The organism is Aquimarina algiphila (assembly GCF_007489275.1).
GTDB lineage: Bacteria > Bacteroidota > Bacteroidia > Flavobacteriales > Flavobacteriaceae > Aquimarina > Aquimarina algiphila.
In genome coordinates, this window is the sequence record NZ_VLNR01000049.1 from 20,652 (window position 1) to 42,891 (window position 22,240).

A 22,240-nucleotide genomic window follows, 5' to 3' on the forward strand; every position below is an offset into this window, starting at 1 on the left:
ATAGTATAGCATTATGATAAATAGAATATTGGTATTATCAATAACTATAATTTTTACGCAACTATTATCTGCTCAAGATTATGTAGATATAGTAAAGGCTGACTATGCGACAGTATTTGGTGCAGGTTTTGAGAATAATGATAGTGCAGATACCAATGTTAATTTACTTGATATTGCAGTTACATATCCCATAGTAGTTTCCGAAAAACTTGCTGTAATTACTGGTGTGGATTATAATCAACATGGCTTAGATCTAATACCAAATGGAGAAGGAGTAACCTTAAATAATATTACTTTAAAAGCAGGTGTTGCTATTAAGCATAGTGAAAAATGGTCAGGAACCTATCTCTTTTTGCCCAAAATAGCAAGTCAGGAGTTACATACAGATGGAGATCAATTCTTTTTTGGAGGGTTGGCTCTACTTAAATATCAAAAAAGTAAACGTATGCAGTATCGCATTGGAGCGTATGCCAGTAGCGAAGGGTTTGGTGTAATTATGACTCCTGTTATAGGATTATATTACCTAAACGAGAGTGAAACATGGGAGGTTACTGCTAATTTACCAATCAATGCTGATATTAATTATCGTTTTAATACTGCTGTAGCTGTGGGGTTTGGTTTTCAGGCACCGGTGCGCTCTTATAGTCTTAAACGAGAAGATAATATTCCTGATTTATATACCCAGGTTTCTAGTATAGAAGCAGGACCTTATGTACAACATAGTTTTTTAGAAAAAAGTGTATTGGTACGTTTACAAGCTGGGTACTCAAGTGTATCTTATGAAGTGTTTCAGGAAGGAGATACCTTGCCAATTCGCCTTTCTGCTATAGAGTTTGGAGATGATCGTAATTTACTTAATCCAGAAATGACAGGAAATCTGTTTGTTAGAGTAGGTGCTACGTATCGTTTTCACCTAAATAAAAAGAAAGACTGATATTGTTTTCTTAGAGTGATAAAACTAGTATCTTTAAAAGGATAAAAAGTATCATATCACACTTAAAATCAATATGCTATGGCAACTAATGAAATTAGAAAAGAATACACAAACGGAGAAATTACAATTATCTGGAAACCGGGGAAATGTACCCATTCTGGAATTTGTGTTCATACATTACCTAAAGTATATCATCCAAAGGATAAACCTTGGATACAACCAGAAAATGCAACCACTGAAGCTTTGAAAAATCAAATATCAAATTGTCCTTCAGGTGCTCTGACCTATAAAATGAATCAGAACAACTAATCAAGATATCTTCATCTTTTTTGTTTTGAATTAAAGAAGATGTTTTCTGTTTTATAGAAGAAAATTTAATAAAAAAGCACCTTGCCAAGAACAAGGTGCTTTTTTTGAATTTGGCTAATTCAAATATTACGCCTTACAGAATGATATAAAATCTCTTATAGGTCCAGGTCCAGATTCTCCATTGGTAAGTAACACGGATGCTGTCAACTCAATAGTGAATGCACATGATCGAAGATCATTAACAGTTTGCGTACTTGGCGTAAACTGCAATTGTGTTGTACCAAAAGTTTCTGGAGATGCCATTAACGAAATTGGAGGAAAACTAAAACTTTGTCCAGGTTTATTTGGTCCAGTGATTTTAAGTGCTAATGAACCTAGATTTTCATTTCTACCATGATAATTTACATGTAATGCATCTATGATCTTAACACACTCATCAGGCGTTTCACCTACAGTTATAATTTCTTGAATATTTACTGATACTGCTGCTATTTGATTATCTTCAGTATCGGGAGCCCAGCTACCATGTTTGTTTACATTATTATATCTAACATTGAATACGGCAATTGGTTTTGAAGTACCTGCGACTGCCTCGCTAGTAGAATTGTTTACCTGCCTTTGTTTCATACGCACTGCAACATATTTATTGAATACCTGTGGTACAAGAGGCGCAGCAGTCATAGGAGGTGCAGGAGGTGTTATAGGCAGAGGAGGTGTAGTCTTCGTACCTATTGAAGAAGGAGGAGCACTCATATCAAGAAAGATTGTACTAAAGATTTGTGTGGTTGCCAACTTAAGGATTTCTGCATCCTGATGTGCTTCAAAGTTAGCTTGTTGCGGTACCCGTATCCAATTATCAACGATATCCACATTATTACTTAATGGATCTGGATGATTAATATAAACAGGATCTTTTATCCAGGGATTTATAGGATTGAAAGTCTCTATTAAAAAATTACCTATCATTGTTGTTGGTACAGCATTAGAGTTTACAGGTGTCCATGTTCCAGTTAATGGTGATGATGGAGAGGATACTATTTGATATTCAAACATGTATTCCATGGGTTGCCCGTTTAATTTTTTGCTAAGACTACCTACCAGATTAATAGTACTATAAAAAGCAAAATCACCAGGATTTGTTTTACCGGTTATACTATCGATATCATCTTGTATATGTATATATTTAGCTTTTCCAAAATGTGTAAATGTAGCCGGAATTGAAATTTCTGGAATAATAATTTCACCTTCAAAACAAAGTGTAACACACAAACATGGACCTACATTATTTCTTTTATCAGATGGTTTTTCAAATACTATAGGAGTTCCATCAAATTCTAATTCAAAATATACATCGGGCCCACTATTAAATGGAGGGAATGGTGTTTCTACATTGATGAGAGGAGAAAGAAACGTTTGCTTAAAATCGTTACTTGTATAATCAATTCTAAAATGCCCTGTGCTATCTGTAATGGCAGAACCTAGTTCATCATCTTGAAACCAATCATCATCCATTGCAATTACTTTTACTCCGGGAAGAGGAATTTGGTCATTATTACAATTTAACAGCCGTCCGCAGATAACCCAGGCATCAAATAATTCACGCATTCTGCACCAGAAACGTTGGTTAATACAATATTTCCAGTAAAATACAATGTCATCGTTAATTTGTCGCCATCTTGGCTGTAGTGTGGTGATATTAAATTGTATTGGATCACGATCCTTGCTTTTTTGATTAAATACACGTTTTGTTACAACATCGATCATCAAAGGACCATCATACTGTTCATATTTTCCTTTTAGTTCTGTTTTATAGTTTCCTTGCTCATCAATTTCAGCTTCGGCAATTAGTAATTTGGCTTTGGCTTTGATTTGTTTTTCATCTAAAATTTGTAAAGTGTTTTTTGGATCTGCGGCTACATTTGTAATGATACTAAGATCAAAATTTTCTACGCGATAAAAACGTACTATAGAACCAAATAATGGTTCTTTACAATCTTTGCATAATTCCCCTGCAAGATTTCCTTTAAGAATAAACCCCATGTTGTAAAAAGTTTTAAGATTAATTTGTTGAATTCTCAAAACTATCTATCCATAACTATTTGTAAAAGAGTTTAATAACTCATTAACATTGGTTGATTCCCCTTTTTTGAACAAGTGGTTTCACGGTAGGATTTTAGGGTTAAGTTCCTGATTAATATGATGTAATATTTTTTCTGTTTGATAGAAGGAGTGATTTGGATATTACAAATTATTAGATCATAAATTAGGGAGTGGTAAAATATGTTAAAAACTTGTTTTTAGTTTTTGAAAAAAATGTGATTTCTTTGCCATCGGGAAAAAAAGAAATATTGGAAAATCAGGAAAAAGAGAATATAAAGGTATACACGCGCTATAACTTTTTTAATAAAACCTATTGTGTATTTAGGGGAGTACCTCTAAGAGAAATCAGAAAAAGAAAACCCAATTATAGGAGTGAATCTGGAAGTACTTACTATTATACAAAACATGGAGTGTATCGAATGTCTAACCACTGGGGTAGAGCGGCAAAATGTCAATGGCGACTGGTATCTGATTTTCCTGCTGAAATTGATGATTTAAGGTTAGGATTTGCTGAATGGGGAGATTTTAGAGAAAATCTGGATCCCGATGTTGATGCATATTATATTTCGGTTGATTTTGAAACCAAAAAGGTTGGCTATATGCATAAGGATAACCCAAATTATGATCAAGTAGCAGTATTACGTTCTGCAGATGCTACTCGAAAGTTAATTAAACAAATTAAAAACCTTCTTGAAACCTATAAATGGGCAAAATACTATGACTATGATGATTTGGATGAGTTTAGAGAGGAAGTAGTTACCAGGCTCATTAATAGTAATATTTCTTTGAATGAGTTGAGAAGGGAATTGGTGTAATACAAAATATAAATTATTGTATCTCTCTGGAGCGTGTTTGAAATCTCTTATAATTCTGGTAAAGGAACATACGAGTTGTCGTTAGGAACTGTGGGGAAATCGCGTTCCTTCCAACGCATTTTTGCAGCTTCTATTTTTTCTTTACTAGTAGATACAAAATTCCAGTAGATGTGTCGTTCTTCTTCAAAAGCCTCTCCTCCAAACAGTATGACATGAGTATCTGGTAGTAAAGTGATACTACAACTATCTTCAGTTTTAGAAATCAGCATATTTCCTTCCGGGATATGATCTTCACAAGCCTTGATTGCTCCTTTTACAATACAAATACCAATTTCACCTTTCAATTCTCCTTTAATATGTAATTCATGTAAGTGTTTTGATTTAACATCAATCATGAATAATTCAGAATATACAGGAACAGGAGAAGTATAACCATAACCTTTTCCTGCGATTAAACGAAATTCTGCTCCTCCATTCTGCCATACAGGTAAATCTTTGGCATCAAAATGATAAAATTCTGGATCAATCTCTTCAAAGTCTTTAGGTAATGCAATCCATATTTGATACCCATGAGCAGTAAATACTCCATTATTTCTAAGGTCTTGTGGAGTACGTTCTGTATGAGTGACCCCTTTGCCGGCAACCATCAAATTTACAGATCCGGGAGAAATTCTTTGGTTAGTACCAATACTATCTTGATGCATAATTTCTCCTTCGAGCATATATGTCAGAGTAGATAATCCAATATGAGGATGTTGATCGACATCCATATAATGACCTTCTTTGATTTCGGTTGGTCCCATATGATCAATAAAAATAAATGGGCCTACCATTCTCTTTTTTCTAAAAGGAATAAGTCTTCCTACTAAGAAATCACCAATGTCCCGACTTCGTTCTTCAATAATTAACCCTTGATTTGACATAGATAAAGAAGTTTTGATACTGCATTTAAAGATATGGTATTTACATACGAATTATGTTAAAAAAATATTAACCGAGAATACAATATTCTACTCAATATAATGGTTTACAAATTATAATGTGCAAAGACTATGTATATTGAATTTGGTAGCTCTTTTACTTTAAAATAATTTACTATCTTTTCATTCGTTTTTAAATACGAACAACTAATACCAATCAACCTTAAACCTACTCATGGAAATTTTTTCTTCTTATAATGTCATTATTGGAATTTCACTAATCATTATTTTATCTTTTATTTTTAATGGTGTTGCCAAAAAAACTAGTGTACCAGCGGTACTTTTATTAATTATTTTAGGAATCATTTTACAGTATGTACTTAAAGCTTTCGGAGGAGATTCTATTGATTTTTTCCCAATGCTCGAAGTATTAGGTATTGTAGGTTTGATTATGATTGTACTAGAAGCAGCTCTCGAATTGAAGTTAAAGAGTGATAAATTAATGCCTATTCTTAAATCAATGGCAATCGCATTAATTGGTTTAGTAGCTTCAACATTTATAGCGGCAGTAATACTAAAAGCTTTGGTTGAAGGCATGACGATGCAATCAGCTTGGTTATATGCAACTCCATTATCGATATTATCAAGTGCTATTATTATCCCTAGTGTAAGTGGGTTATCAGAAGCTAAAAAAGAATTTCATGTTTATGAAAGTACGTTTTCTGATATATTGGGTATTATGCTATTTTATTTCTTAACCGGAAGATTAAATCCTGCAGAAGATGCAGGAGTTGGTGGCTTTTTTCTAAATCTAATTCTTACCATAGTAATTTCGCTTGTAGCGAGTTATGCTATTATCCTAATTTTCCAGAAAATTAAAAGTCAGGTAAAACTATTTTTGCTTATCGCTGTGTTATTACTATTGTATGGTTTAGGGAAAAAGATGCATTTATCCTCTTTAATTATTATTCTGATCTTTGGGTTAGTAATTGCAAATATGAAGTTGTTTTTCCAGGGGAAACTTAGGGGGTATTTGGATTTTGAGAAAGCAAAATCTATATATCATGAACTGCATGTAATTACCGCAGAAACAGCGTTTGTTGTGCGTACGCTATTCTTTGTGATTTTCGGAATCACAATTGTGTTATCATCATTATTAAGTCTCAAAGTTACCTTAATTAGTGTTTTAATATTAATCTCGATTTATGCAATTCGATATGGGTTATTACGTCTCTTTATGGGAAAAGATATTTCGCCACAGTTATTTATAGCTCCACGAGGATTGATCACCGTACTTCTTTTTTATGCTATTCCGGCAGAAGCTGCTATAGAGGGATTTGAACCTGGAATATTATTATTTGTGATTATTGGAACTAGTTTAATTATGACATGGGGAATGATACGTGATAAAAAACGAAATCCTACCCCTGTAGAAGAAGCAAATGAAGAGTTAGAAGAAGGTGTAGAAGAAACAGAATACTTCATTAATAATACAACAGACTTAAGTGAAATTGATGATGCAGAAGCATCAGATGAATATGAAACTGAATAATGAAACGTTTACATCGATTAACTGCAATATTAGTAAAATTGCAATCCAAGAAAATTGTTCAAGCAGCAGAACTAGCAGACAAGTTTGAGGTAAGTTTACGTACCATATATAGGGATATGCAGGCATTAACAGATGCAGGAGTGCCTGTTGGTGCAGAAGCAGGTACAGGGTATTATCTTGTAGATGGATATTCTCTGCCACCAGTGATGTTTACAGAAAAAGAAGCTAATGCTTTATTAACAGCTTCTAAAATTATAAGTACTAATAATGATCAATCGCTAATCGATGAATATCAGGAAGCTGTAGAAAAAGTTATTGCAGTGCTCAAAACTACACAAAAGAAAAAGCTCGAAATTTTAGAACAACGGGTTTTTACGTATAATAGAACCAAAATTAATCCAAGTACTTCTTTATCTGTAATCCAACAGGCAATTACAGATTTTAGAGTTCTCGAAATTCAATACACTAAAGCATCAAAGGAATTTAGTAAAAGATTAGTAGAACCTTTAGGAGTGTATTTTACGAATAATACCTGGATTATGATTGCACATTGTCGATTGAGAAAAGACTATCGAGAATTTAGAACTGATCGTATTATAAACCTTATTGAAACACAAGAATTATTTCCTCCAAAACATTTTACATTAGAAGAATATTATAAACTTAGATATGAGGATTGGATTACTTCCGAACACTCTGATTATGAGCATTCATTACCTAAAGAAAACCAGTGACTCCTGCGATTATCAAGTAGATTTTTAAAAATTGTTTTATCTGTAAAAACACTCCTGACATAGGGTTGTCATATGCTCAATTTAGTTTTGATGAAAATTATAAACCACAAAAAGGTTAATTCTCATTATCATGATCAACCTATTGTTTAATTGTTCAACAAAACTTAATCACAATCCTATGTCAGTGAAAACCAAACCAGGAGTAGTAGAACTCGTATTATTTGAAGTAAATCCAAGATATTCAAAGAAAGATGCAGAAACAGCATTGGCTTCTCTTAATGATGTATTAAAATTATATTATGGATTTATAGAGAGAACCACAGCCAGTAATGGAGAAGGTAAATATGCAGATATTGTGTACTGGAGTGATATGAAATCTGCTAAAGAGGCGTCTACCGAAATCATGAAAAATGAAAAGGCCCTCGAGACTTTTAGCGTTATAAAACCTGAATCTGTTCAAATGTATCATTTTGATGCATTTAATCAATTTGAGGAATAACTTTTTAATAGTAAATATAATTTTAATGCTATCATTTTTAATAGATTTGATAGCATTTTTATCTTAACATATGATTCCAGAACATATTCTTAATAGAAAAGGAGCGCGCAGCTTAAAAGATCTTGATCCAGAAGTAATAGAGTATTTAAATAAAGGGTTGATAGAAACCGCCAATCTTATGGAATGGTTGGCTGTTGATCAATTAGTATTGTTAAAAGGTATCCTTGATACTCTTGGTAAACCTGAGTGGTATGATAGTTTTTATCAAGCCGTGTCTGCCCAAAAAAAGCCATCTGCAAATGCCAATACCAAAATTATAGGAGTAACTTTCTTACAATTGACTAATGATCAAAACATATTAGAATATCTTTCTAAGCATAACTCTGATGTTCCAAGATGTTGGGCTGCATATTGGGCCGGCATAAAGGAAGTAGATATCACAAAACGTTTAAAGGCTATTAAACCATATGCTGCTGATTTACATTTTGGAGTTAGAGAAGTAGCAATATTTGCCACTAAAGAAGCCATTATAGAAGATTTGGATACTGCTATTGCCATATTATCAAAATGGACCTCGAGTACAGATGAAAATATTAGAAGATATGTTGCAGAAGTTACCAGGCCCATAGGTGTCTGGACTAAGAAAATTGACGAACTCAAGGAAAATCCCGAAAAAGGAATTATTTTACTAAATCCTCTTAAATCAGATTCATCTAAGTATGTAAGAGATTCTGTAGGAAACTGGCTAAATGATGCTAGTAAAACAAGACCTGATTGGGTTAAAAGGATATGTGATCAATGGAAAGAAGAATCTTCCACAAAAGAATCCCTCTATATTCTTAAAAAAGCATTACGTACAATTCATAAATAATACAGCAACTACTCATTTAGAATATTTCATGTGATATTGAGATAATAGTATCAAATATGAATTTTTTTAGTTATTTTTTTATTAAATAATTATTATCCCTGCTTCTTTTTGGGATAATAATAGGGGAATTTTATCTGCTTTTTTATAGCTTTAACAGATCTTAAAAATAGAGGTAGAAGGTTAAAAAAGGCTATTTTATTCATGAATATTCTCCACACAAGTTTTGAATGTTATCCTATTGCAAAAGTTGGCGGACTTGCAGATGTTGTAGGTGCTTTGCCCAAATATCAAAACGATTTAGGCATAAATGCAACTGTAGTAATGCCGTTTCCGGATAATAAATTTACACAAGAAGCAGAATTAAAAAAAGTTCATAGTGGAACCATACATTTAGGAGAAGAAATTCATCAATATTCAATACAAAATATTGTTTCTCCCGATTTAGGATTTATGGTCTCACTTCTTCATATCCCAAGAGTATTAGATAGAGCTAATATATATGGATATAATGATGAAGCAGAACGATCAATAGCTTTTCAATTAGCAGTGATGGATTGGGTAGTTACAACTCAAAGTATTCCTGATATAATACATTGTCATGATCACCATACTGCATTGATTCCTTTTTTAATGAGTCATGCAGAGCCTTATGAAGCACTTAGGAGAGTACCTTCTATATTAACGATTCATAATGCGCAATATCAAGGACAACTATCATATGATAGATTAGAATATCTCCCACCATTTGATAAAACACAGATAGGTCTTTTGGATTGGGATAATTGTATTAATCCACTTGCATCTGGAATTAAATGTGCATGGAAAGTAACTACAGTATCTCCTAATTATATGAAAGAACTTCAAAAACAAGCCAATGGTTTAGAAGCTTTGTTACGAAGTGAAAATAAAAAATGCACAGGAGTTCTTAACGGTATAGATACTAGTACATGGGACCCTGAGACAGACCCAATGGTAGTGAAGAATTATAAAATGACAAATGTTGTTTCTGGAAGAAAAGAAAATAAGAAGTGGATTTGTGATCATTTTAATTTAGATATAGAAAAACCTCTTTTTGCATTTATCGGAAGACTTGTGGGAGAGAAAGGTGCTGATTTATTACCAGAGATTAGTAAAGAAGTTCTACAAAAGAATGAAGTAAACGTTTTGATTTTAGGTTCTGGAATTCCAGAAGTAGAAGAGCAATTACAATCATTGTGTAAAGAATTCGAAGGCACATATAATACATTTATTGGTTATGATGAAAAACTATCTCATATCATTTATGCAGGTGCAGATTTTTTATTAATGCCATCAAGAGTAGAGCCTTGTGGACTTAATCAAATGTATGCATTGCGATATGGACTAATTCCAATTGTTAGAAGAACAGGAGGACTCAAAGATACCGTAATTGATATCGGAGATGGAGGTTTTGGAATCTGCCATGATAGTGCTTTGGTATGGGATGTTTGTTATTCTATCCAACGAGCAGTAACACTCTATAATGATCAAAAAAAATACAAGGCTATTCAGAAAAAAATTATGAAGATCGATCATTCTTGGGATCGATCGGCAAATCAATATAAATATATATATGAATCACTAATACAACGCAAATGATCAACAAAAAAGTTCTCGCTATTATTTTGGGCGGAGGCCAGGGCACTCGATTATCACCTCTTACAGATCAACGATCTAAACCTGCAGTTTCTATTGCAGGAAAATATAGATTAGTTGATATTCCAATTTCAAATTGTATTCATTGTGATATAAAGAGGATGTTTGTCCTTACGCAATTTAACTCTGCTTCCTTAAATAGACATATTAAGAACACATATGTTTTTAGTAGTTTTAGTGATGCTTTTGTTGATATTCTGGCGGCAGAACAAACTCCTGATAATAAAACATGGTATCAAGGAACAGCTGATGCAGTAAGACAATCGATGCATCATCTACTAAATCACGAATTCGAATATGCATTAATTCTTTCTGGAGATCAATTGTATCAAATGGATTTTAATGAAATGCTAGATTCGCATATTGAAAAAGGAGCAGATATTTCTGTAGCTACTATTCCTGTTAAACCCAAAGAAGCTACACAATTTGGGATTCTTAAAACCGATGATGAAAGTTTTATTTCTTCTTTTACTGAAAAACCAAGTTTAGATAAATTACCAGGTTGGGAATCAGAAGTGAGTGAAGAAATGAAAAATGAAGATAGAAATTATCTTGCTTCTATGGGGATATATATATTTAATAAACAACTCTTAATCGATATTTTATCAAATCCAGATACTGTTGATTTTGGTAAAGAGATTATTCCACAATCAATTAATAAAAATAAAGTTTTGGCTTATCAATACGAAGGCTATTGGACAGATATAGGAAATGTTTCAGCTTTTTTTGAAGCAAATATTAACTTAACAGATGACATACCTCAGTTTGATTTGTTTAATAAGAGCAATAGTGTATTGACAAGACCCCGTATATTACCTCCTTCTAAAATTTCTGGAACATTACTCAATAAATCGATGATTGCAGAAGGTTGTATTATTAATGCCAAAGAAATAGATCGTTCTGTAATTGGTATTCGTTCTAGAATAGGAAAAGATACGGTCATAAAAAACACCTATATGATTGGTAGTAATTTATATCAGGATATTAGTGAATTAGAAGAAGATAAACAGAATGGATTGCCTCATGTAGGAGTAGGAGATAGATGTTATATTAAGAATACTATAATTGATAAAGGCGCCAGAATAGGTAATGATGTGAGTATAGAAGGAGGTTCGCATTTAGAAGATACAGAACAAGATGCATATGCAATAAAAGACGGAGTAGTAGTGATTAAAAGTCGTTGCGTTATTCCAGATAATTTTAAAATATAATACTAATTGTATATGGGTGGAGTAACTCCCTTTAGCTTCTTTTCAGAATTTGATATCAATCTTTTTAAAGGAGGTAATCATTATCGGTTATATGAGAAATTTGGATCACATATTACAACAGTAGATGGAATAGAAGGTACATATTTTGCTGTTTGGGCACCAGCGGCAAAATCTGTCTCTGTAATTGGTGATTTCAATTTCTGGGTTGAAGGAGAACATCAATTGAATGTGCGATGGGATAAATCGGGTATATGGGAAGGTTTTATACCTGGAGTTGGAAAAGGAAATGTATATAAATATAAAATTCATTCTAATGAGAATGATATTAAAACTGAAAAAGCAGATCCTTATGCGAGACGATGCGAGCATCCTCCTAAAACAGCTTCAGTAGTTTGGGATGATGATTATGCCTGGGAGGATAAGGAATGGATGCAAAAACGCAAAAGACATAATGCCAGTGATGCACCTTACTCGGTATATGAAGTACACCTGGGATCCTGGAAGAAAAGGATAGAAGAAAATCGTTCTCTTTCTTATACAGAATTATCTGATGAATTAGTTGCATATGTAAAAGAGATGCAGTTTACTCATGTAGAGCTGATGCCAATTATGGAGTATCCTTATGATCCTTCCTGGGGGTATCAGTTAACAGGGTATTTTGCTCCTACATCACGTTTTGGTTATCCAGAAGAGTTTAAATTACTCATAGATAAACTACATCAAAATGATATTGGGATTATTTTGGATTGGGTGCCATCACATTTTCCTGAAGATGCGCATGGACTTGGTTTTTTTGATGGTACCTGTTTATATGAGCATCCTGATAAAAGAAAAGGATATCATCCCGATTGGAAGAGCCTGATCTTTAACTATGAACGTAATGAAGTAAAAAGTTTTCTGATTAGTAATGCTATTTTTTGGTTAGATCAATATCATGCAGATGGATTACGTGTAGATGCTGTAGCCTCTATGCTTTTTCTTGATTATTCTAGAGATGAAGGAGAATGGGAACCTAATATATATGGGGGTAGAGAAAATCTTGCAGCTATTGCATTTATGAAAGAACTGAATATTGAAGTGTATAGCAGTTTTCCAGATGTACAGACTATTGCAGAAGAATCTACATCTTTTCCTATGGTTTCTAAACCTACATATTCTGGTGGATTAGGGTTTGGAATGAAATGGATGATGGGATGGATGCATGATACATTACAATATTTTGCTAAAGAACCCATCTATAGAAGACATCACCAAAATGATCTTACATTTAGTATGACTTATGCTTTTACCGAAAATTTTATGCTGCCCCTATCACATGATGAAGTAGTGTATGGTAAACGTAGTATTATTGGTCGGATGCCGGGAGACGAATGGCAGCGGTTTGCTAACCTAAGATTGTTATATAGTTATATGTTTACTCATCCGGGGACTAACCTTCTTTTTATGGGGGCAGAATTCGGACAGCATGATGAATGGGATTTTCAAAAAAGCCTGGATTGGCATTTACTTCAATATGATTATCATAAAGGAATTAAAGAAATAATTACCGATCTCAATATTTTATATAAAAATAATCCTGCATTATACGAGCAACAATTTAGTAATTCTGGTTTTGAATGGATTAGTTATGATGATCATGATAATTCTGTCATTGCTTATATACGAAAAGGAAACAAAGACGAAAACCCATTGATTGTAGCTTGTAATTTTACACCAGTTCCCAGAACCAATTATCGTATAGGATTACCTAGGCAAGGAAAATTAGTTGAATTGTTTAGTAGTGATGATTCAAAATATGGAGGTAGTGGTATGAGTACAGAAAAAGAACTTGTAATTGAACAAAAAGATTGGCATTATAGATCATATTCTATAGAGATTACTATTCCACCATTAGGTGCTGTTGTTTTTAGTATAGAATAATAAAAAGACGATTAGATAAAGCTGTATAGGAATGAAAATTCAAATCATATATTGTCATCCAAGTGAAAAATCTTATACCTATGAAATTTTAGAACAATTGAAGTCTAGTCTTGAAAAAGAACATTTAGAATTTGAAATTTCAGATTTGTATGAGATGAATTTTATAACTGATATGAATGAAGATGAATATGAAAGAGAAGGATTTGCAAAAATTGAATTACCTATTCCGAATGACGTAAAAGAAGAGCATCAAAAGATAAACAAGGCAGATTGCATAATTTTTGTTTATCCAGTTTGGTGGAGTGATTGCCCTGCAAAATTAAAAGGTTGGTTTGATCGGGTTTATTCTGTTGGTTATGCTTATGGGAATGAGGAATCAAAACCTGAGGCTAAAATGAAAACTATAAAATATGGATTAGTTATTTGTACTGCTGGACACCCAAATCAATTTTTAGAAGAAATTGGAATTGCAGAAAGTATGAAAAATGTGATGATTAATGATAGGCTTGGAAAAAGATTTAATAAGAAAGAAATGATAATTTTAGGAGGAACTTTGGACAAAGAAAAAGTAATACAGGATCATTCAGAAATTATAAAATCAATTGGAAAAAAGATAAAAGAATACTGTATCTAATAACTTAGTTTTTATACTTTTTAAATAGGATTAGGTCATATACACAATCCTTAAAAAGAGTAATAATTAAACAATTGTTAATTAAGAGTTATTTCAAACGTTTTCGTGATTTTTTCTTAATAAATAGTAGTAAAAATGATTCCAAATATGACTTAGAAATTGTTCTTTTACTATCCCAACATCTAACGAAAAATAGATCCATATGATTGTTAGCACAGAACTTGAGCAAAAAGGAAATTTGTTTCCAGGAAAGATTATTTCTTTTTCACAAAATGTAGATAAATTAAACTTTACTACAGAAAATGGTGTAATTCTACAGATTACTATTCTAAGAGGAAGTGTAATCCGATTTAGGTATGCTACCGATAACAATTTTGAAAATGATTTCTCATATGCAATAAGTGAAACCGGAGCTAGAGGATATAGTATATTAGAAGTTGAAGAAAATGATGAAGCATATACTATAATAACTTCAAAGATTGAAATCAGAATTGCTAAGGCAAATATTCATGTCACTATCTTTGATAAAGAAGGGAATGTCATTTGTAAAGACGATTGGGGTTTTCATTGGGAACAGAGTTATGAATACGGTGGTAACATCGTCAAAATGAGTAAATCTGCACCTCAAGGTGAATGCTATTATGGTTTAGGAGATAAACCAATGCACCTTAATCTAAAAGGAAAACGTGTTGAGAATTGGGCGACTGACCAATATGCTTTTGGTAAGGATCAAGACCCTTTATATAAAAGTGTTCCCTTTTATATTGGTTTGTATGAAGAAAGAGCATACGGAATCTTTTTCGATAATACCTTCAGAACTTTTTTTGATTTTTGTCATGAACGACGAAATGTAACCAGTTTCTGGGCACAAGGAGGAGAAATGAACTATTATTTCTTTTATGGTCCTGATATGCAAGAGGTGGTTACTCGATATACAGACCTTACCGGTAAACCAGAATTACCCCCTTTATGGGCTTTAGGATATCATCAATGTAAATGGAGTTATTATCCAGAAAGTAAAGTAAAAGAAGTTACCAGTAAGTTTAGAGAACTTCAAATTCCATGTGACGCTATTTATTTGGATATTGATTATATGGATGGGTTTAGATGCTTCACCTGGAATAAAGAGTATTTTCCTGATCCAAAACGTATGGTTGCTGAACTGGCAGAGGATGGATTTAAAACTGTTGTCATTATTGATCCGGGAATCAAAATCGATGATGAGTATAGTGTTTATCAAGAGGCTATGGAGAATGATTATTTCTGTAAGCGAGCAGACGGACCCTATATGAGAGGAAAAGTATGGCCTGGAGAATGTTATTTCCCAGATTTTACCAAACCAGAAGTAAGAGAATGGTGGGCAGGATTGTTTAAAGAGATTATAGACGAGATCGGGGTAAAAGGAGTCTGGAATGATATGAATGAGCCTGCTGTTATGGAGGTTCCTGGTAAAACATTCCCTGATGATGTACGTCATAGTTATGATGGTAACTACTGTAGTCATAGAAAAGCGCACAATATATATGGTACTCAGATGGCCAGGGCAACGTATGAAGGAGTAAAGCGATTTGCTTATCCAAAACGCCCTTTCATCATTACCAGATCGGCATATTCTGGAGCACAACGTTATACATCTTCCTGGACAGGGGATAATATTGCAACCTGGGAACATTTATGGATTGCTAACATTCAGGCGCAGCGTATGAGTATGAGCGGGATGTCTTTTACAGGTAGTGATATTGGTGGTTTTGCAGAGCATCCAACAGGTGAACTCTATGCCAGATGGATCCAATTAGGAGTTTTTCATCCGTTTTGCCGTACCCATTCTTCTGGAGATCACGGTAATCAGGAACCATGGACTTTTGGAGAAGAAGTTGTAGATGTAACCAGGAAATATGTAGAGTTACGATATCAATTATTACCTTATTTATATTCTATGTTTTGGGAATATGCAGAAGCAGGGATTCCGATGTTAAAGTCTTTGGTCCTTTATGATCAGGATGATTTACAGACACACTATCGAACAGATGAATTTATTTTTGGAAACCAGATTTTGGTGTGCCCGATATTAGAACCTAATGCAAAAGGAAGAAGAATGTATATCCCTAGAGGAAATTGGTATAATTACTGGACTAGAGAATATGTAAAAGGCGGAATGGAGCAGTGGGTAGATGCCGATTTAGATGTCATACCATTATTCGTAAAAGAAGGCGCTATTATCCCAAAGTATCCGATTCAGCAATATGTGGGTGAAAAGAAGATCGAAGAGTTGAAACTTGAAGTCTACTATAAATTAGGAAATAAAGAAGTTTCTAAGGTGTATGAGGATGCTCAAGATGGTTATGATTACGCCAAAGGAAGATTTAGTTTAAGAAGTTTCTCATTTACTGGTAAAGAAAATGAAATTATTATTCAACAACATAAAGACGGAACGTATGTTACTGAATATGAAACGATGCAAATTGAATTAATTGGTTTGCCTTTTGAGATTAAAGAAATCGAAATAGATAATGTGGTGGTTTCTTTTGACAGTATAGATTTTAATGTAAAAAATAATGTATTAGTAGTACCTAAAGATTTTACTGAGCTTCATATAGTAGCTTAGTTTTTAAAGATTCGTTAGGGTTTTGATAAGCTCTTGATTTAACAAGTGAATCAAAAGAAGGAAAATTCCATTCTTTGATATGTCCTTTTTTATCCTTTGATATAATGCTTGTATTATCAAAAAAAGCTGCAGATGTTATACTGTATTCGTGTCGAATTAAGCTAGGGATTTGAATGAACTGATTTTTATCGTCTAGTTTTTGATAAATTTGAACCGTATTATCGCTACTTGCTGTAAGTACTAAATCGTTATTATAAAAATCTACATCTACAATGTCACCTGTATGAGATCTTAGATTTTGTAACACTGTATATTTTGATGTTGTCTTCATCCAAATAATTGCAGTATTATCTGCGCTTCCTGAAATGGCATACTTTTTATCTTTTGAGTAATCTATATCATACAGATAATCAATGTGTTTTTGTAGAGTGCTCTGTGTTTCTTTACTTAAAGAATTTAGCAAGTGAGCTTTCTTTTCGTTAAGCGATGATACATCATTATTAGTTGGTTTTAAATGATCTCGTTCGGGAAGTGCATTTATAGTATCAGCAATAGGGGTAATGTTCCATATTTTAAGAGTTTTGTCGTCACTACTTGTAGTTATATAGTTTGGGTTCTCTTTCACAAAAGAGACATTTTGAATTGGTTTCGAATGCCCCATAAATTGTTTCAGTAACATGTTGTTTGTACTTAATAAATTAGCTCCATTATCTCGACTACCCAAAAGCATTTCACCTTTTTGATTAACATCAATGGTATTGATTTGCTCATCATGTACATAGTTGTTTTTTGCTTTTAACGTTTTTAAATTAAGCGTTTTAATTCGTCCTTTCAATCCTAATAATACAGTAGTTGCGGTATCTTTGTTACTTATTTTGAAGGTATGGATGCGATCATTTTCTTCTAATTTGAGGTTACTTTTTACAATATTGTTTTTTAGTCGACTCCAATTACTAAAATATAATTTGTTAATCCCATACAAGACTAAATAATGTTCTGGATTGTTTTTAAAGGTCTTTATTTTTCTTACTTCTCCATTAAATTCTTTAACGACACTTATTTTATAAGTGTTATTTGGTAAATCTAATTCTAGTTGTATAAGCTTATTATCGATTCCTATTAAAAAAGAATATCCTTTTTGATGCTCAATATCATTTAGTTTTTTTGCATCCCAGATAACAATTTCAACATTTTTATTTTTATCTAGAACCTGTTCTTCTCCTTTTTGGTTAAGGAGTTGTACTATTATTTTGTCATCTTCATTAGCTGCGTTTTTGGCAATCAATGTCATTAATTCACTACTGCCAAAAGGTTTAAATGGTTCAAAACCAAGTAGCTTTTCCGTTTTTTCAAAAATTGTATTGTTTTGAGCGTTCTTTTCTTTAAATGATATAGATTTTAGGATTAATGAATCAGACGTTAAAGTAAATATATACAACTTATCGTCTTGTACTCGGGTTTTTGTAGCTAATAAGGTATCACCTCCCAAAGCGACACTATTATGATAGAAAGGGATTTTGTTGTATTCTTTGTAAAAATCATTTTTGAAATCTTTTACAATATTAAATATTGAATCATTTTCTGAAAAATTTGAAGTTGATTCATTATCCATAAAATTAGTAATCAAATGCCACCATTTCTTATTTTCACCTTCCTTTTTAAGAATTTTTTCTGACTCTAAAATATGATTAAATGAACTTGTTCTATCTATATTATAATCTCGCAGAGCATACCCCATCTTTTCATGGATTTTCATCGATAATTTGTTAATTGTATTTTCTTCCTCCAATCGTATTAAAGAGTACGCTAAAGCTGCCAAAATAAAAAGCAAGCAGGTCATAATAAATGGATAATACACAAACCTTTTTAATCTTTTTTCTAGTCTTTTTTGCTCTAATTCTTCTTTTTGAGTTTCTTCAATACTTTCTTTAAGGAATTGTTTTTTAAGTAGGAGACGATCTGCATTGTCATCGGTCATGATATACTCCATACATTGATTCATTCGTTCTATCTGTTTAGTAGATAGTAAATCTCCTTTGTCCTTAGTGTCCTGATATATATCAAAAGAAGAGATAAAATCTTTTTTAATTAACAACATAAAGTCATCTTCCGTTCTTATTTTACTAATTACTTTAGCAATAATATCATGGCTTAACTCTGTATAATCTGCCCCAAGATTTTGGTCTGTACTTACTTTTAAAATACCTTTCTCTTTTAACTTATTAATGATTTCAGATATGGTTCCATTGTATTCAAGATCATTAGTTTCACCCCAAATATCTTTTTGAATTTTATCTAATATTTTCCGATTGCTTATGACATAATAATTGTCTTTTTCGACTTGTATAGGTATTCTTTTTTTAAGATCGTCTTTAGTTTTAAAATGTCTTAAAAACTTTATCACACTATCTTTGTGTTCAACTCTATCATTTAGTTTGTTACTGGTGTTTTTTATAATTTTATTATTAACCTCTCTTATGTAGTTTTCTAAAACCTGCTCGATAGATCCAAATTCTTTAATCTCTTCTTCTTTAAATTCTAGGGGTAAATGTTCTTTGTTGTTTTGTGATGATTTATCTCCATAAGTCCTATAATAATCCACCTTATATAAACTATCCAGATATACCTGCAAAAAGGGGAGGTGGTAACTAGTGGATTCATTATCTTTAATTTTAATTTGATTAAGAATTAATTCTATTCTACTATCTTTCTCTGTATCAGATAACGTTTCTTTTGTGTGATCTTTGTATTGATTGATATTAAATTCTTGAAAGGATTTTTTTATAATATTTTTAATAACGTCCTTATTCGGATGCGCTAATCGTATTTTTTTATAAAATATATGTGGAACATAAGACTGTAATTGATCCAGATGCCCAAAATATTCTTCTCGTAAGGATATGATAATATTAAATGGGATTTTATACTCAAAAATAAGTTTTAAGAATAATCCAAACTTATTAATTTCCTCTTCGGTTCCATAAACAAAAAGCTCTTCAAATTGGTCAAATATAATTAGTGGTGTAAAAGGTGTTTGCGAGTTCTTTGCTCTATTACCCATGAAGTAATCATAGATTTCATTAGATATAGTGGTTACTTGTTTGTTATCTTCTCTTAATTGTTCTAATAAACCTTTTCTTTCGGTAATGAATTTTTGTAATCGCTCTTTGTATTTTGCAATCAATTCCTGAGTGCTCAATGAATCATCTACAGAAGTATTATCAGATGGTTGAGTCGAAGTAGGTACGATCTTATCTTTTCGTTTTAGCTTAATGATTTTTTCTTCCACACTTAGCATCATTCCTTCAATATGCTTAATAGATACTAATACTTTGTTTAAATCTGATTGCGCTAAAAAAAAGTCATCAATTAATTTTGATTGATTATTTACGATCTTACTTTCAAAACCTTGATGTATAAAAAGTTTTTTCTTGATGGCTTCAATAAGATCCTCATCTCTTCGAATACTCAGTACTTTTTTCTCTCTTTTAATTCTATTAAGTAATCCACAATAGATGAGACTGGTTTTGCCAGACCCAGAAGGTCCATGTAAGATCATAATGGATGAATCTTTATACAATTCAAAAAAATCCATACTTTCTTTATCTCTGCCAAAATAACTTTGAAAATCATCTTTTTTATAAGAATCGAGAAATTTAAAGGGAGATATTACTTTTCTGTGTGGCATAGCTAGGAATTAGAGATTAGATTCTTTATGTATTCAAAGTGATCTCGTATTTTTTTCTTCTCTTCTATCTCAATAATATCTTTTTTACCATCTTTATATAAACCAAGAATCATGTCTTGATTTAATGGAACTTCAATTTCTTCTCCAAGTTTTTTCTTTTTTGAAGTATTATCTCTATCTACTCTTGCATTAATGACCTCTTTATATATTAATTTATCAGTAGCTTCTGAGTACCGATCAAGGTAGTATAGTTTTATTTTATCTTTGGCAACAGATGTAGAATTTACATCCAAATAGAAAGGAGATAAATTGAGTTCTCTTTTTGGTTTTCCTGTACCGTTTTTTGTAGTGCATATATAGACAGAATGTACATCTATATCCAGAGTTGATTCCTCATCAGTTACCTCAAATACCACACTTTTCTTATTGTCTAAAGCTGTTGGTCTATTACTAACAGGGTAATAAGATCTATTAATCACATAAGAACGTTGATTATCATATTTAAATTGATTATAAAAAACATCATAAATAGATTCAATACCAAGGTTTCTAAGGAATTTAAAATTTCGAATAAACTTTTCCAGATATTGTTCTGTTCTTATATAATCTTGTTTACTATTTTTATTATGCTCCAGATGAGTAGAGAAAAAATCTGATACTTCTTTGAATACCTGTTGATTCTCCAGGACACAAGTTTTTAATTCTTTCCAAAGCGGATTTTTATCCAAATATTCGTCCGGAATATTGTTATAAATGTAAACAAGGTCTTCAGAAATCTTGTATTGAACATTTGATTCCCATCCAAGTTCTAAATTGTCTCTGAGCGTTTCTTTTAATTGCGAGCTTAATTTGGTTCTAAATTTTGGTTTATCTTTTGATATTGACCAGATTATGGAGTATGCAGAAAATTTAAGAAAATTGAGAAATTCTTTAAACATACTTCTAATAACCCAATAACGTTCTTTGGTTAATTCCTGATAAACACTGTTGTTGATATCATTAAAATCTGATAATATTTCTAGATGTATACACAAAAAATAAGGGTAATATTTATATAACTCTTCTTCTAGGTTTTCTTCCTGTCTGATCTCATCTATTAACTCTTGAAAGTTCTTTTTTACAGGAAAAGTATCTGGATCAGTATGCCATTGTTCGATCTCTTTATTGATTTTGAAGTAATAGTTATTTACTTTTTGCTCAATAGTTTCTGCTGCTCCCGAACCTCTTTCTGTGTCATTAGGAGCTTTATAATGACCTTGTAAAAATCCCTTTGCTTGCTTAAAAACGTCATCTATTTTTTCACTTTCATTGATGTTATCTTTATGATTTAATAATAGTTCATAAAATTTGGTAGATAAGGTATAAGCAAAGTGATCATATACAGGAGTATTGGTACCTATGACTACGGGTATATTATGTAAAGCTTCTACTATTTTATGAGTAGAGCAGCCATTTATGAATACCATTTTTAATTTAGGAGCATTATTTAAAATCTCTATTAATCCTTTATCATTGAATATTTCATCACTTAACTTGATCGCTTTATCACCATCATCATGATGACCGCTAAAATGAAATATGGTCATATCATTAGTAAGTAATTGAAGTTTACTAATAAATCCATCGATACCTTCATTAGGGATAATTTCTTTACTAAAGATATTTTTATGTTTTAGTAAAAGAACATCAATAGCTTTACGCTCATCATCTAAACTGTGTAATGGAGCTTGATCATCATTTTCAAATACTCCAACAAAATATTCATTCATTGTTT

The 22,240-nt window shown here is 32.1% G+C and carries 16 protein-coding genes; 12 read left to right on the forward strand and 4 right to left on the reverse strand.

Annotation, left to right across the window (positions count from 1 at the left end; genetic code table 11):
• Positions 1–13 precede the first annotated feature (13 nt).
• Positions 14–934: a DUF6268 family outer membrane beta-barrel protein gene (locus tag FOF46_RS20440; RefSeq protein ID WP_143917723.1), complete on the forward strand. Its 921-nt coding sequence runs from the start codon at positions 14–16 to the stop codon at positions 932–934.
• A gap of 78 nt (positions 935–1,012) precedes the next feature.
• Positions 1,013–1,243, forward strand: a complete 231-nt coding sequence (locus tag FOF46_RS20445; protein WP_109438614.1) for a (4Fe-4S)-binding protein — start codon at positions 1,013–1,015, stop codon at positions 1,241–1,243.
• Positions 1,244–1,369: 126 nt separating this feature from the next.
• On the opposite strand, the gene FOF46_RS20450 is transcribed toward FOF46_RS20445, so the two are convergent.
• Positions 1,370–3,283 (reverse strand): transthyretin-like family protein, encoded by a 1,914-nt coding sequence (locus FOF46_RS20450; RefSeq protein WP_143917724.1) that lies wholly within the window; start codon positions 3,281–3,283, stop codon positions 1,370–1,372.
• Between the two features lie 284 nt (positions 3,284–3,567).
• On the opposite strand from FOF46_RS20450, the gene FOF46_RS20455 reads away from it, so the two are divergent.
• Positions 3,568–4,158, forward strand: a complete 591-nt coding sequence (locus FOF46_RS20455) for a hypothetical protein (protein ID WP_143917725.1) — start codon at positions 3,568–3,570, stop codon at positions 4,156–4,158.
• 47 nt (positions 4,159–4,205) lie between these two features.
• Here FOF46_RS20455 and FOF46_RS20460 read toward each other — a convergent pair whose 3' ends face one another.
• Positions 4,206–5,081 carry a pirin family protein gene (locus tag FOF46_RS20460; protein ID WP_143917726.1) on the reverse strand — a complete coding sequence of 292 codons (876 nt, stop codon included), beginning with the start codon at positions 5,079–5,081 and terminating at the stop codon, positions 4,206–4,208.
• Positions 5,082–5,313: 232 nt separating this feature from the next.
• Here FOF46_RS20460 and FOF46_RS20465 point away from each other — a divergent pair, with 232 nt between their 5' ends.
• The 9 genes from FOF46_RS20465 (at position 5,314) to FOF46_RS20505 (ending at position 16,778) form a co-directional block, all read left to right on the forward strand.
• On the forward strand, positions 5,314–6,630 hold the full coding sequence (locus FOF46_RS20465) for a cation:proton antiporter domain-containing protein (RefSeq protein ID WP_109438619.1): 1,317 nt from the start codon (positions 5,314–5,316) through the stop codon (positions 6,628–6,630).
• A complete protein-coding gene (locus FOF46_RS20470) occupies positions 6,630–7,364 on the forward strand; it encodes a helix-turn-helix transcriptional regulator (protein ID WP_109438620.1) in 735 nt (244 codons plus the stop codon). The genes FOF46_RS20465 and FOF46_RS20470 overlap by 1 nt, the downstream gene beginning before the upstream one ends.
• A gap of 178 nt (positions 7,365–7,542) precedes the next feature.
• Positions 7,543–7,863, forward strand: a complete 321-nt coding sequence (locus FOF46_RS20475; protein ID WP_143917727.1) for a hypothetical protein — start codon at positions 7,543–7,545, stop codon at positions 7,861–7,863.
• Positions 7,864–7,933: 70 nt separating this feature from the next.
• Complete coding sequence (locus FOF46_RS20480) at positions 7,934–8,734, forward strand: DNA alkylation repair protein (RefSeq protein WP_143917728.1); 801 nt, start codon at positions 7,934–7,936, stop codon at positions 8,732–8,734.
• Positions 8,735–8,935: 201 nt separating this feature from the next.
• Positions 8,936–10,351, forward strand: coding sequence for a glycogen synthase (locus FOF46_RS20485; RefSeq protein ID WP_109438623.1), 1,416 nt, complete (start codon positions 8,936–8,938; stop codon positions 10,349–10,351).
• Positions 10,348–11,619 (forward strand): glucose-1-phosphate adenylyltransferase, encoded by a 1,272-nt coding sequence (locus FOF46_RS20490; RefSeq protein ID WP_143917729.1) that lies wholly within the window; start codon positions 10,348–10,350, stop codon positions 11,617–11,619. Before FOF46_RS20485 ends, FOF46_RS20490 begins: the two co-directional genes overlap by 4 nt.
• Before the next feature lie 12 nt (positions 11,620–11,631).
• Complete coding sequence (gene glgB, locus FOF46_RS20495; RefSeq protein WP_143917730.1) at positions 11,632–13,539, forward strand: 1,4-alpha-glucan branching protein GlgB; 1,908 nt, start codon at positions 11,632–11,634, stop codon at positions 13,537–13,539.
• Between the two features lie 31 nt (positions 13,540–13,570).
• Positions 13,571–14,173 (forward strand): NAD(P)H-dependent oxidoreductase, encoded by a 603-nt coding sequence (locus FOF46_RS20500; RefSeq protein ID WP_109438626.1) that lies wholly within the window; start codon positions 13,571–13,573, stop codon positions 14,171–14,173.
• A gap of 202 nt (positions 14,174–14,375) precedes the next feature.
• Positions 14,376–16,778 (forward strand): glycoside hydrolase family 31 protein, encoded by a 2,403-nt coding sequence (locus FOF46_RS20505; protein WP_143917731.1) that lies wholly within the window; start codon positions 14,376–14,378, stop codon positions 16,776–16,778.
• Here the strand turns inward: FOF46_RS20505 and FOF46_RS20510 are convergent.
• Entirely contained in the window at positions 16,753–20,466 is a 3,714-nt protein-coding gene (locus tag FOF46_RS20510) for an nSTAND1 domain-containing NTPase (protein WP_109438628.1), read from the reverse strand. The genes FOF46_RS20505 and FOF46_RS20510 overlap by 26 nt on opposite strands.
• 2 nt (positions 20,467–20,468) lie before the next feature.
• The gene (locus FOF46_RS20515; RefSeq protein ID WP_109438629.1) at positions 20,469–22,235 is read right to left on the reverse strand and encodes a hypothetical protein; all 1,767 of its coding nucleotides are present in this window, start codon (positions 22,233–22,235) and stop codon (positions 20,469–20,471) included.
• Positions 22,236–22,240: the final 5 nt, after the last annotated feature.

Coding starts and splice junctions, on each gene's coding strand:
- FOF46_RS20440 (WP_143917723.1), top strand. CDS start 14: ATGATAAATAGAATATTGGTATTATCAATAACTATAATTTTTACGCAA.
- FOF46_RS20445 (WP_109438614.1), top strand. CDS start 1,013: ATGGCAACTAATGAAATTAGAAAAGAATACACAAACGGAGAAATTACA.
- FOF46_RS20450 (WP_143917724.1), bottom strand. CDS start 3,283: ATGGGGTTTATTCTTAAAGGAAATCTTGCAGGGGAATTATGCAAAGAT.
- FOF46_RS20460 (WP_143917726.1), bottom strand. CDS start 5,081: ATGTCAAATCAAGGGTTAATTATTGAAGAACGAAGTCGGGACATTGGT.
- FOF46_RS20465 (WP_109438619.1), top strand. CDS start 5,314: ATGGAAATTTTTTCTTCTTATAATGTCATTATTGGAATTTCACTAATC.
- FOF46_RS20470 (WP_109438620.1), top strand. CDS start 6,630: ATGAAACGTTTACATCGATTAACTGCAATATTAGTAAAATTGCAATCC.
- FOF46_RS20475 (WP_143917727.1), top strand. CDS start 7,543: ATGTCAGTGAAAACCAAACCAGGAGTAGTAGAACTCGTATTATTTGAA.
- FOF46_RS20480 (WP_143917728.1), top strand. CDS start 7,934: ATGATTCCAGAACATATTCTTAATAGAAAAGGAGCGCGCAGCTTAAAA.
- FOF46_RS20485 (WP_109438623.1), top strand. CDS start 8,936: ATGAATATTCTCCACACAAGTTTTGAATGTTATCCTATTGCAAAAGTT.
- FOF46_RS20490 (WP_143917729.1), top strand. CDS start 10,348: ATGATCAACAAAAAAGTTCTCGCTATTATTTTGGGCGGAGGCCAGGGC.
- glgB (WP_143917730.1), top strand. CDS start 11,632: ATGGGTGGAGTAACTCCCTTTAGCTTCTTTTCAGAATTTGATATCAAT.
- FOF46_RS20500 (WP_109438626.1), top strand. CDS start 13,571: ATGAAAATTCAAATCATATATTGTCATCCAAGTGAAAAATCTTATACC.
- FOF46_RS20505 (WP_143917731.1), top strand. CDS start 14,376: ATGATTGTTAGCACAGAACTTGAGCAAAAAGGAAATTTGTTTCCAGGA.
- FOF46_RS20510 (WP_109438628.1), bottom strand. CDS start 20,466: ATGCCACACAGAAAAGTAATATCTCCCTTTAAATTTCTCGATTCTTAT.
- FOF46_RS20515 (WP_109438629.1), bottom strand. CDS start 22,235: ATGAATGAATATTTTGTTGGAGTATTTGAAAATGATGATCAAGCTCCA.